This window comes from Spirillospora sp. NPDC029432, from assembly GCF_040703975.1.
In the GTDB taxonomy this organism is placed as follows: domain Bacteria; phylum Actinomycetota; class Actinomycetes; order Streptosporangiales; family Streptosporangiaceae; genus Spirillospora.
Genome location: NZ_JBEZWH010000044.1, coordinates 55,527 through 67,542, shown reverse-complemented (window position 1 = coordinate 67,542; position 12,016 = coordinate 55,527). Strand labels below are relative to the sequence as shown.

Below are 12,016 nucleotides of genomic sequence, written 5' to 3'. Positions count from 1 at the left end.
CCACCAGCGCGCCCGCGAGATGGTGCTTGATCGCCTGGAACTCGCCGATCGGGCGGCCGAACCGCCGCCCTGGGCGCGGGGGGTCAGGCCGGGGGCAGGTCGACCAGTCCGGCCAGGGCGGCGCGGTGCCGGTCGGGGGTGCCGAGCGACAGGGCGCTGGCCTTGGCCCGCTTCAGGTACAGGTGCGCCGGGTGCTCCCAGGTGAAGCCGATGCCGCCGTGCATCTGGACGCAGTCCTCGGCGGCCTTCACCACGATCTCCGAGCAGTGCGACTTGGCGACGGCCACCGCCACCGGCGCGTCGGCGTCGCCGCCGGCGGTGCAGGCGGCGGCGTACCGGGCCACCGCGCGGGCCTGCGCGATCGAGGTCCACAGGTCGGCGGCGCGGTGCTTGAGCGCCTGGTACGACCCCACCGGCCGGCCGAACTGGTACCGGTTCTTCACGTACTCCAGCGCGGTGTCCAGGCAGCGCTCGGCGAGTCCGAGCTGCTCGGAGGCCAGCAGCGCCGCGCCGGTGGACAGCGCCTCCCGCACGGCGGCGTCCCCCTCGGCGATCCTGCGGGCCGGGGCACCGGACAGCGCGATGTCGCACAGCCGCCGGGTCATGTCCAGCGAGGTCGCCCCGGTACGGCCGGCGTCGCCGGCGTCCACCGCGTACAGCCCGTCCGCGGCCGGGACCAGCAGGACGTCGGCGGCCAGGCCGTCGGCCACGCCCGCGATCTCGCCGGTGAGCGCGCCGTCCTCGGCCCGCACGGCGGGGAGCGGGGCGTCCGGCGCGGTGCCCAGCGGCACGGCCAGCACCACGGTCCTGTCCCCCGCCGCGGCCTCGGCCAGCAGCCCGCGGTCACCGGCCGCCAGCAGCGCCGCGGTGCCGAGCACGGCCGCGCCGAGGAACGGCACCGGCGCGACGGCCCGGCCCAGCTCCTCCATCACCACGGCCGTCTCCCGCCACGACGCGCCCCCGCCGCCCAGGTCCTCGGGGACGGGCAGCGCGGTCACGCCCATCTGGACGAGCGCGCGCCAGAGGGCCGCGTCGTACGGGTCGTCCTTCTCGGTACCGGCCAGCACGCCGGTCCACGGGGCCTTGTCGTCCAGCAGCCCCCGGACGCCGGCGCGCAGGTCGTTCTCGATCTCGCTGTACAGAAGGTCACTCACTTGGGCAGGTCCTTCCACGCCACGTCCTTGTCGACCCGGATCTCGCCGGGCAGGCCCAGCACCCGCTCGGCGATGATGTTGCGCAGGATCTCGGAGGTGCCGCCCTCGATCGAGTTGCCCTTGGCGCGCAGGTAGCGGTAGCCGGGCGAGCGGCGGGTGAAGTCCACCGCGCTCGGCCGGCGCATCGTCCAGTCGTCGTAGTACAGGCCGTCCGCGCCGAGGATCTCCAGCTCCAGGCCGGAGATCTTCTGGTTGAGCTCGGCGAAGGTCAGCTTGGCGGCCGAGCCCTCCGGGCCGGGCGCGCCGGCGGCGAGGGACTGCCGCAGCCGGGCGCCGGTGAGGCGCGCGGCCTCGGCCTCCACCCACCGGCGCAGCAGCGCGTCGTGCAGCCCGGCGGTGCGGACCTCGGGGCGGTCCCGCCACAGCTTCGCGACCACGCCGATCATGCCGCCCTCGCGCGGGGCGGCGGCGCCGCCGATGGCGACCCGCTCGTTCATCAGGGTGGTGGTGGAGACCCGCCAGCCGTCGCCGACCGCGCCGAGCCGGTGCTCGTCGGGGATCCGCACGTCGGTCAGGAAGACCTCGTTGAACTCGGCCTCACCGGTGATCTGCCGCAGCGGCCGCACCTCGACGCCGGGGGCGTGCATGTCGCAGACGAAGTACGTCATGCCCTTGTGCTTGGGCACGTCCGGGTCGGTCCGGGTGACCAGCAGCGCCCAGCGCGCCTCGTGCGCCATGGACGTCCAGACCTTCTGGCCGTTGACGACCCAGCCGTCGCCGTCGCGGACCGCGCGGGTGGCGAGCGCGGCCAGGTCGGATCCGGCGCCCGGCTCGCTGAACAGCTGGCACCAGATCTCCTCGCCGGTCCACAGCGGGCGCAGGAACCGCTTCCGCTGCTCCTCGGTGCCCACCGCCAGGACGGTCGGCGCGGCCATGCCGAGCCCGATGCCGTTGCGCTCGGGGTGGTTGGTCGGCGCCCCCGCCTTCGCGAAGAGCCTGTCCACGGCGGGCTGGAGCTCGCGGGCCGCGCCGAGTCCGCCGAGCCCCTCGGGGTAGTGCACCCAGGCGAGCCCGGCGTCGAACCTGGCCCGCAGGAACTCCAGCGGCTCCAGGGCGGCCGGATCATGGTCGGCGAGGAACTCCTCGACCCGCCTGCGCAGGGCTTCGGCGTCGGGCGGTGCTGTGCTCACAGGGCGAACCTCCGCTGCGGTGATGGCGACATACCAACTGGTCGGTATGTGCCTAGCCTAGGAACGCCGCGCGCGGCGCGTCAACGGTGCGCGGCGCCCGAACGGGCTAGGGCAGGCGCGGGAGGGCGCCGCGGCGCAGCCAGGCGGTGAACAGCGCGTCCAGGGGCACGGGCGAGCGCTCCTGCGCGTGCCGGACGAACGCGGCGGTCGTGACCGACCCGTGGCGGTGCTCGCCGGTCCATTCGCGCAGCATCGGGAAGAACCGCCCGTCGCCCGTCGCGCGGCGCAGGGCGTGCAGGGCCAGCGCGCCGCGCTTGTAGACCCGGTCGTCGAAGACGCGGCGGACGCCGGGATCGGCCAGCACCAGGTCCTGCGCCTGCCGGGCCAGCCGGGCGTGCCAGCGCAGCGCGTGCTCGTCGGCGGGCTCGCCGCCGGAGAACTCCGACCACAGCCACTCGGCGTAGGTGGCGAATCCCTCGTGCAGCCAGATGTCGCGCCAGTCCGCCAGCGTCAGGCTGTTGCCGAACCACTGGTGCGCCAGCTCGTGCGCGACGAGGCGCTCCTCGCCGCGGCGGCCGTCGGCGTGGTTGGTGCCGAAGACCGACATGCCCTGCGCCTCGACCGGGATCTCCAGCTCGTCGTCGGCCACGACGATCGTGTACGCCCCGAACGGGTACGGCCCGAACAGCCGGACGAAGACGTCGATCATCTCGCCCTGCCGGCCGAAGTCGTGCCGGACCCGGTCCTCGGCGGCCGGCGGGAACACCAGCCGCTGCGGCACCGGGCCGCCGATCTCGATCCCCCGGTAGCGCCCGATCTGGACGCTGGCCAGGTACGGCGCCATCGGCTCGTCCTGCTCGTACACCCAGGTCGTGGTGGCGCCCGCGGTGCTCCTCCCGGCGAGGCGCCCGTTGGCCACGACGTGGTACGCCGAGGCGGTGGTGACGGAGATCCGGTACGGGGCCTTGTCCTGGACGCGGTCGTTGCACGGGAACCACGAGGCGGCGCCGGTCGGCTGCGCGGCGACCAGCGACCCGTCGGTCAGCTGCTCCCAGCCGAGCCCGCCCCACGGGCTCCCCAGCGGCCGCGGGTTGCCGGTGTAGCGGACCTCCACCGTGCAGGGCCCCGCGACGGGCCGGCCGGGCGTGACGTGCAGCTTGTCGCGGCGCTGCCGGAACCGCGCCGGGCGGCCGTCCACCAGGACCTTCCCGATCCGGAACGGTCCCAGATCGAGCTCGACGCGGTCGAGCGGCCCGTTCGGGACGACGGACAGCACGGCCGTGCCCGCGAGGCGGTTGGGGCCGACCCGGTACTCCAGCGACAGGTCGTAGAAGGAGACCCGGTACGCGTCGCTGCCGCGCTCGGGGAAGTAGTTCACGCCCGGTCCGGTCCTCGCCCTCAGTGTCCTCGGCGTCCTCAGTGTCCTGAGCGTCCTCAGTGTCCTCAGCGTCCTGGGCGCCCTCAGGCCGCGTCGCCTTCGTTCCCGTGGTGCCCGTCCCGCCGGGGCGGCCAGGCCGCGATCGGGTTGCCCAGCCAGCGGGTGCCGGCGGGCAGCTGCTCGCCGCGCGTCACCAGGGAGGCGGGGCCGACCGTGGCGCCGGCCCCCACCGTCGCGGCGGGCAGGACGACACCGTTGGAGCCTAGCGTCGCGCCGGGCTCCAGCACGACCGAATCGATGCTCATGATCCGGTCGTGGAAGAGGTGGGTCTGCAGGACGCTGCCCTGGTTGACGGTGGCGCCGTCGCCGAGCCGCACCAGGTCGGTCTCGGGCAGCCAGTACGTCGCGCACCACACGCCGCGGCCGATGCGCGCCCCGAGCGTGCGCAGCCACGCGTTGAACGGCGCGGTGCCCAGCCACGGCTCGGCGAACCACGGCGCGGCCAGGACCTCGACGAAGTTGTCGGCCAGCTCGTTGCGCCACACGAACGAGCTCCACAGCGGCCGCTCGCCCGCGGCGATCCGGCCGAGCAGCGCCCACTTGGCGGCGGTGGTGACGGCGGCGGCGAGCACGCCCGCGCCGGCGAGCACGGCGCCGCCCAGCAGGACGGCCGTGCCGGGACCGCGCGCGGCGATCAGCCACTCCAGCGCCGCGGCGGCCAGGACGCCGACCGCGACGGTGCCCATCGCGGGCACGATCCGGCAGGCCTCGACGGCGGCGCGGGCGGCCTTGAGCCGGGGCGGCGGCCGGAACGTGCGGGACTGGTCGCCCTCCTCGGCGGCGCGGTGCAGCCGCACGGGCGGCAGGCCCAGGTACGAGGCGCCGGCCTTGGCCTTCTTCGGGGCGGCCGACAGCACGCCGATCAGCCCGCCCTTGGGGACCTTGCGGCCGGGCCCGGCCATGCCGGAGTTGCCGAGGAACGCGCGCTTGCCGATGCGGGCGCGGGCGACCCGCATCCGGCCGCCGCCCAGCTCGTACGGCGCCACCATCGTGTCGTCGGCCAGGAACGCCCCGTCGGCGACCGAGGTCATCGTGGGCAGCGCGAGCACGGTCGACAGCTCCACGTCGCGGCCGACCTTCATGCCTAGGGCGCGCAGCCAGGCGGGCGTCAGGATGCTGGCGTACAGCGGGAACAGCCAGACGCGCGCCATCCCCATCAGCCGGCTGGTGGCCCACGCCTGCCACGCCTGCCGGCCGTGCACGGGATGGTCGCCTTCGTCCAGGCCGAGGCCGAGCAGCCGCACGCAGGCCAGGGTGACGGCGGCGAACGACAGCATGGCGGCGAGGGTGGCGGGCGGCACCGCCAGGAGCGCGGCGGGCAGGGCCTCGCCCAGCGTCGCGGTGCCGTCCAGGAAGGCGGCCAGCACGGCCAGTCCGGGCAGGGCGGTCAGCAGCGGCAGCGCGCTCAGCACCAGCGCCGACGCGCCGTAGGCCGCCGACCAGCGGCGCCGGTGCGGCGGCCGCTCCCCCGGGTGCCGGCGGGCCTTGCCGCAGCGGACGGCCGGGGCGCCGGCCCAGCGCTGCCCGGCCGGGACCCGGCCGGTGACCGCGGCGCCCGGCGCGACCTGCGCGTTCTTGCCGATCCGCGCGCCGGGGAACAGCACGGCGCGGGCGCCGACCGAGGCCCCGGCGCCGATCCGGACGCCGCCGACGTGCAGCGCGTCCCCGTCGAGCCAGTGCCCGCACAGGTCGACCTCGGGTTCGACGGCCGCGTTCCGGCCGATCCGCAGCATCCCGGTGACGGGCGGCGGGGAGTGCAGGTCGACACCGCGCTCGATCCGGGCGCCCAGCGCCCGGCCGTAGAGGGTGAACCAGGGCGCGCCGGACAGCTCGGCGGCACCGAGCCGTACCGCGATCTGCTCGGCCGTCCAGAGCCGCAGGTGGACGGCGCCGCCGCGCGGGTACGTGCCGGGCCGCAGCCCGCGCAGCAGCAGCCGCGCGGCGGCCGCCGACAGCGTCATCCGCCCGGCGGGCGTGACGAACAGCAGCCCCCCGGTCAGCACCCACCACCACGAGACCGCCGGCGCCCACGGGAGCCCGATCACGTTGTTGAACGCGGCGACGCCGACGGCCCACCGCATCGCGCCGAGCGTGAGCAGCGGCGCCATCAGCAGTGTCTGCGCGATCGCGGCCCGCCTGGGCAGCGGCCGGACCTCGCGCACGGGCGCCTTCTCGTCCTCCGCCTGCGGGTCGCCGAGGTGGCCGGCGAGCGCGCGCAGCGTCGGGTACTCGTACACGTCGCCGACCGCGGCGGACGGGAACCGCGGGCGCAGCGCGGACACCAGCCGGGCGGCGCCCAGGCTGCTGCCGCCGAGGGCGAAGAAGTCGGCGCCGGGCCCGTCCGGTTCCGCGCCGAGGATCTCGGTCCAGCGCGCGGCCAGCCACTCCTCGGCCGCGGTCATCGGCTCGCCGCCGCCGTCCCCGCCGTCCCTGCCTGCCCCGGTGTCCGGGAGCGGCCACGGGAGCGCGTCGCGGTCGACCTTGCCGGACGTGCGGGTCGGCAGCGTGCCGACGGCCGCGAGCCGCGGGACGAGCGCGGCGGGCAGCACCTCGCCGAGCCGGTCGCGGGCGGCGCCACCGTCGAAGCCCTCGTCCGCCACGACGTAGCCGACCAGCAGCTGGTGGCCGGCCGCGGTGGTCTTGACGGCCGCGGCGGCGCCGGTCACGCCGGGCAGCGCCTGGAGCGCGGCGTCCACCTCGCCCAGCTCGATCCGCCGCCCGCCGAGCTTGATCTGCTCGTCGGCCCGGCCGACGAACAGCAGCCCGTCCGGGTCGGCCACGACGAGGTCGCCGCTGCGGTACGCGCGGTCCCAGCCGAGCGAGGGAAGCGGCGCGTACTTCTCGGCGTCCTTGGCCGGGTCGAGGTAGCGGGCCAGGCCCACGCCGCCGATGACCAGCTCGCCGGTCGCGCCGTACTCGACGGGCTCGCCGGCGGCGTCGACGACGGCCAGGTCCCAGCCGTCCAGCGGGAGCCCGATGCGGACCGGGCCGCCGCCGCCGAGCGGGGCGGCGCAGGCGACGACGGTGGCCTCGGTGGGGCCGTAGGTGTTCCACACCTGCCGGCCGGGGACCGCGAGGCGGGCGGCCAGCTCGGGCGGGCACGCCTCGCCGCCGAAGATGAGCAGCCGGACCCCGGCGAGCGTCTCCACCGGCCACAGCGCGGCCAGCGTCGGGACGGTCGACACGACCGTGATGCCGCGCTCGGCCAGCCAGGGGCCGAGGTCCATGCCGGTGCGCACGAGCGCGCGCGGCGCGGGGACCAGGCAGGCGCCGTTGCGCCAGGCCAGCCACATCTCCTCGCAGGAGGCGTCGAACGCCACCGACAGGCCCGCGAGCACGCGGTCCTCGGGGGTCGCGGAGAACAGCCGGGCCTCGGCGTCCACGAACGCGGCGGCGGCGCGGTGGGTGACGGCCACGCCCTTGGGGCGGCCGGTCGAGCCGGAGGTGAAGATGATCCAGGCGTCGTCGTCGAGGCCGGGCCGTCCCGGCAGCCCGCGCGGCGGCCGGTGGTGGGTGACCGCGCGGTCCGCGCCGATGACGGCGCACACCTCCGCCTCGCCGAAGACCAGCGCCGCGCGCTCCTCGGGGTCGTCGGCGTCCACCGGCACGTAGGCGGCGCCGGCGGTCAGCACGCCGAGGATCGCCACGTACAGGTCGAGGGTGCCGGACGGCACCCGGACGCCGACGCGGTCGCCGCGCCCGATCCCCGCCTGCTCCAGCTCCTTGGCCAGGCGCCCGGCCTCGGCGCGGAGCCCGTCGTAGTCGAGCCGGGCCGCGCCGTCGTCGAGGGCGGGCGCGTACGGATGTCGGAACGCGGTCGCGTCGAGGACGTCGAGCAGGGTGCGCGGCGGCGGCGCCCCCTCGGGCGTACGGAAGACCGCGCGCTCGGCGGCGGCCGTGAGTGGACGCAAACTCTCCCCCGGAGTCCAGAGGGCGCTTTCGGCGCGCCGCGAACGCGACACTTTACTCGATGCGCCGGAATGCGCCGGATCTCCGGGGGAGAGTCCCAGGTCAGGGAGCCGTACGGTCGGCCGGGGCTACTTGCGGCGGGCCACGTCGTAGGCGGCGCAGCCGATCAGCTCCAGCGACACCTGGAGGCGCTGGAGGCTGATGTTCTTCCTGATGGTGTCCTCCGGCGTGTGGTAGATCGGCTCCAGCTGGCTGGGCGCCTCGCCGCCGCGCCAGCTGAAGTTGCCCGCCGCGATGCCGCGCTCGAAGAACGCCTCGTGGTCGCTGGAGCCGCGGGCCGTGGGCCCCTCGGTCTGGTCGACGTAGCCGAGCCGCTCGGCGGCCGCGTTGACGGCGGCGGTGGTGGTGTTGTCGGCGCCGTCCACCGACAGCAGCCAGTACGTGCCCGCCGGCGGGTGGCTGGTGGCGACCATGTCGTTCTGGAAGCAGCCGCTGATCTGCGCGACGCCGGCCTCGCTGAGGCCCTTCACGTAGTGGCGGGCGCCGATCAGGCCGTACTCCTCCGAGCCCCACAGGCAGATCCGGAGGTCCTGCTGGGTCGGCAGGCGCCGCAGCGCGCGCGCCAGCTCCAGGCAGAGCACGGTGCCGCTGCCGTCGTCGTTGGCCCCGGGCGAGCCCGGCACGCTGTCGTAGTGGGCGCTGATGATGACGGCCTTGCGCTGCGGGTTCGGCAGCGTGGCCCGGCGCTCGGCGAGCACGTTGTACGAGGTCAGCCCGGAGTGGTGGGTGACCTTGAACGACAGCCGCCGGACACCGCCGCGGATCTCGGCGCCGTGGTACTCGGCGAGGCCGAGCACCGGGATCGCCGCGGGCTCCTTCAGCGCCGGGGCGAAGGACGCGGCCTTGCGCTCGGGGTAGGTCGTGGACCGCACGTTGGCGATCAGCACGGCCTTGGCGCCCTTGGCCGCCGCGGCCTTGACCTGGTCGGTCTCCTTCCCGGCGATCCGGTCGAACAGCACGAGCTTGCCCGCGACGTCGGCGGTGACCTCGGTGACCGCGCCCACGTCCACCGCCTCGCCCTCGACGGCGGCGACGGCGGCCTGCGGGGAGGCGCTGCACTGCCAGTGCACGCCGCCCCTGGCGCGGATCTCGGCCAGGTACTTGTCGGCCACGGGGAACGGCTGCAGCTCGACCTTGTAGCCGAGGTCGCGCAGCTCCCGGGCGATGTAGCGGGCGGCGCGGTGCTCGGACTCGGTGCCGGCGATGCGCCAGCCGATCTCGTCGCTGAGCACCTTCAGGTGCTTCAGCGCGCGGCGGGCGTCGACGCGGGCGACGACGGCCTTGTCGCCGGTGCCCAGCGCGGGCGGCCGCGCGGCGCCTGGCCGCTGCCGGGTCGCGGCGGCGGCGGTGCCGGGCAGCAGGCCGACGGCCGCGAACCCGGCGAGGGCGGCGGCCCCGGCCAGCACGTCGCGGCGTTCAACCTTGGTCATAGGAGCTCCTCAGGGATGTGGGACGGGCCCCGTTTCGCCGCGAATGTATGAATTCCCCAGAAGCGCGACAAGATGCCGGAACCGCACGCAACCGAACCGTGATCAACTTGCCGGGAAAGCGTTGATCGGGCGGGGCCGCGCCAGTACAGTGAGGCGCTCAGGTGATCTGGATCACACCCGAGGAGCCGCGATGCCCGACGCCCAGGAGGCCGCCGGCGAGGGGCTCCTGGCGTCCGGGATCACCTGCGCCCCGCTGGCAGGTGTCACCCTCGCCGCGCCGCCCGGCACGGTCACCGGCCTCATCGGGCCCGCCGGCTCCGGCAAGAGCGCGCTGCTGGACGTGATCTCCGGGCTGCGCCGCCCCTCCGCCGGCACGCTGCTGCTGGACGGCGCCGACCTCGCGGGACGGTCCGCGCACGCCCGCGCCCGCCTCGGCGTCGCCCGCACGTTCCAGCGGCCCCAGGCGTTCCGGACGCTGACCGTGCGCGAGAACGTCCGGCTCGCGGCCGAGGCGCACGCGCTGACGCGCCCGATCGCGGGACGCGGCGCGCGCGACCGGCTCCGGCGCCGCCGGGAGGCGCTGCGCCGCTGCGGCGACGTCGCCGACGCCCTGCTCGCCCGCACCGGCATCGCCCGCCACGCGGACGACCTGCCCAAGCGCCTGCCGCCCGGGAGCGTCCGGCTCATGGAGCTGGCCCGCGCCCTGGCGACCCGCCCCCGGCTCCTCCTGCTCGACGAGCCGTCGGCGGACCTGCCCCTGCGGGAGTCGCGCGCGCTGGAGGTCCTGATCCGCGACCTGGCCGCCGAGGGGCTGGCCGTCGTGCTCGCCGAACGCGACCTGGAGCAGGTCATGGGCGTCTGCGACGAGCTGCACGTGCTGCGCGCCGGGCGCACGGTCGCCTCCGGGCCGCCGTTCCAGGTCCGCGCCGACACGCGGCGCGCCCAGGACGTCCCGTAGGCCGGCGGTTCAGTAGTCCTCGTAGTCGGGGTGCTCGGCGAGCACCCGCTCCCTGAGCCAGCCGAGGTCCCGGCGGCCGGCGCGGTCAATGAGGCGGAGCAGCGTCGTCTCCTCCTCGTCGAGCAGGTCGACGCGGGCGCCGGCGTCGACCAGCGCGCGGACCAGCGCCTCCCGGCCGTCCATCTCCACGGCCCGGTGCAGCGGGGTGCGCGGCATGTCCCTGCTCCAGTCGCTCGTGGACTCGGCCTCCAGGTCCAGCCCCGCCGCCAGCAGGCGCGGCAGCAGCGGCTCGTGCTCGGGCAGCAGCGCCAGCATGTGCAGCAGCGTGCGCCCGTGCTCGTCGCGCACCCGCGGGTCGATCCCGAGGTCGAGCATCCGCACGACGCCATCGGTGTCGCCGTGGTGGAAGCGGTCGAACAGGTCCCGGCGCAGCTCGCGCCACTTCCGGGGCAGCCTGCCCCGGCCGGTCGTCCACGCCCGCTCGGCGGCGAAGCAGCCGCCCGGTTCGCCGCCGAGGGCGACGAGGGCCGCCTCCCGGTCCCTCTCCTGCCCGGTGTGCGGGATCTCCAAGACGCCGTCCCGGAACGCCGGCTCGTGCCACTCGCCGCCGCACCGCACGCGCACCGTGAGGGGCACCTCCGGCTCCGGCGGCCCCGCCGGCGCGTTCCGCGCCGCCGCGCGCCCGGGGAACAGCGCGTCGCGGACGAGCGGGTGCAGGGCCTCGGGCGGCGTGCGGCCGTGGCGGAGCAGGTCCAGGTCGGGCGGCCGCCGCCAGGTCGCGTCGGCGAGCACCGGGACGTCCTTCCCGTGCTCGTCCCGCCACTCCCAGTAGGAGTCGGACGCCACGACCTCGACCCGCAGCCGCTCGCCGTCGTGGTCGAACAGGATGACGCTCTCCACGGTCCACGGGATTTGGAACCGGCCGCCGCCCAGCCGCCGGATCTCCGGCTCCAGCCGGGTCAGCGCCAGCGGCATCCGGGCGAGCTGGTCGTACGGGCCGAACGGCTCGTACCCGCCGGGCCGCCCGGTCCCGGGGTCCGGCGTGACCAGCTCGACGCCGGCGGCGGCGAACGCCGCGTCGATCTCGCCGCGCTCGTGCAGGAGGGTGACCCACTCGGTGTGCCCGGCCGGGTCGCCCGGACCCGGGTCGGAGGCGGGCAGTTCCGCGGCCGTGAGCGGGGTGCCGTCGGGGTGGAAGAAGGGCGCGCGCCCGGCGTCGCCGCCGCAGCGCTCGCGCAGCTCGCCGGTGTGCCGGTCGTCCCAGAGGTGCCGTGCCTCCGTCCAGGGTTGGACGAGGTTGCGCCAGAAGCCGATGTGCGGGAAGTCCGTGCAGATGAACGGGGCCTCGCGCGGCCGGGGGTCGCCGAAGCGCAGCGTCATCCGCTGCGGGCCGTTGATCAGCCAGGACGGCGTGTCGACGTACAGCGCCTCCATGCCGTACTCGGCCAGCACCAGGGGATGGTCGGGCGCCAGCGTGGTGCGCCCCTGCACCCGGGGCGCGTGCCAGCGGACCAGGTCCGGGACCAGGTGCCGCAGGTCGTCCTCGACCCGGCCGGCGACCTCGGCGTCGCGGCGCCGCGCGATCTCGTCCAGGTCCAGCTCGACGTCGATCGCCGCGGCTGCGCAGGCGCCGCGCCAGTCGCCGGCCGCCCGCCGCTCCGCCGACCGCTCGATCATCCACCGGGGCACCGCGTACCGCCGGATCCGCCGCAGCCGCGCGACCTCGCTCACCTGCGGCAACGACGCTCCCCCGGTCCGGCGGCATGGAAGATGAGGGGTAGGACCGGTCGGATTCGAACCGACGTCCTCCAGCCCGCTGCAAGGCGCGACGACCTCTGCGCTACGGCCCTACCGCCCGGAATCCTAGCGATCTTCCA

General features: G+C 76.0%; 7 protein-coding genes and 1 tRNA gene. 1 reads left to right on the top strand and 7 read right to left on the bottom strand.

The features are described from left to right. Window positions 1-83: 83 nt before the first annotated feature. The 5 genes from AB0881_RS28495 to AB0881_RS28475 all read right to left on the bottom strand — a co-directional run bounded on the left by AB0881_RS28495 (window position 84) and on the right by AB0881_RS28475 (window position 9,181). Entirely contained in the window at window positions 84-1,154 is a 1,071-nt protein-coding gene (locus AB0881_RS28495) for an acyl-CoA dehydrogenase family protein (protein WP_366621681.1), read from the bottom strand. Next, window positions 1,151-2,344, bottom strand: coding sequence for an acyl-CoA dehydrogenase family protein (locus AB0881_RS28490; RefSeq protein ID WP_366621680.1), 1,194 nt, complete (start codon window positions 2,342-2,344; stop codon window positions 1,151-1,153). The genes AB0881_RS28495 and AB0881_RS28490 overlap by 4 nt, the downstream gene beginning before the upstream one ends. A 106-nt stretch (window positions 2,345-2,450) precedes the next feature. Beyond that, window positions 2,451-3,722, bottom strand: a complete 1,272-nt coding sequence (locus AB0881_RS28485; RefSeq protein ID WP_366621678.1) for a M1 family metallopeptidase — start codon at window positions 3,720-3,722, stop codon at window positions 2,451-2,453. 83 nt (window positions 3,723-3,805) lie between these two features. Then, complete coding sequence (locus AB0881_RS28480) at window positions 3,806-7,693, bottom strand: Pls/PosA family non-ribosomal peptide synthetase (RefSeq protein ID WP_366621676.1); 3,888 nt, start codon at window positions 7,691-7,693, stop codon at window positions 3,806-3,808. Between the two features lie 126 nt (window positions 7,694-7,819). Then, window positions 7,820-9,181, bottom strand: a complete 1,362-nt coding sequence (locus AB0881_RS28475; RefSeq protein ID WP_366621674.1) for a M20/M25/M40 family metallo-hydrolase — start codon at window positions 9,179-9,181, stop codon at window positions 7,820-7,822. A 190-nt stretch (window positions 9,182-9,371) separates the two neighbouring features. Between AB0881_RS28475 and AB0881_RS28470 the strand changes: the two genes are divergently transcribed. Beyond that, on the top strand, window positions 9,372-10,139 hold the full coding sequence (locus AB0881_RS28470; RefSeq protein ID WP_366621673.1) for an ATP-binding cassette domain-containing protein: 768 nt from the start codon (window positions 9,372-9,374) through the stop codon (window positions 10,137-10,139). A gap of 9 nt (window positions 10,140-10,148) precedes the next feature. Here AB0881_RS28470 and AB0881_RS28465 read toward each other — a convergent pair whose 3' ends face one another. Together AB0881_RS28465 and AB0881_RS28460 are read right to left on the bottom strand one after the other, a co-directional pair. Next, on the bottom strand, window positions 10,149-11,870 hold the full coding sequence (locus AB0881_RS28465; RefSeq protein WP_366621683.1) for an ankyrin repeat domain-containing protein: 1,722 nt from the start codon (window positions 11,868-11,870) through the stop codon (window positions 10,149-10,151). A gap of 47 nt (window positions 11,871-11,917) precedes the next feature. Beyond that, window positions 11,918-11,989: transfer RNA gene (locus tag AB0881_RS28460), tRNA-OTHER, on the bottom strand. Window positions 11,990-12,016: the final 27 nt, after the last annotated feature.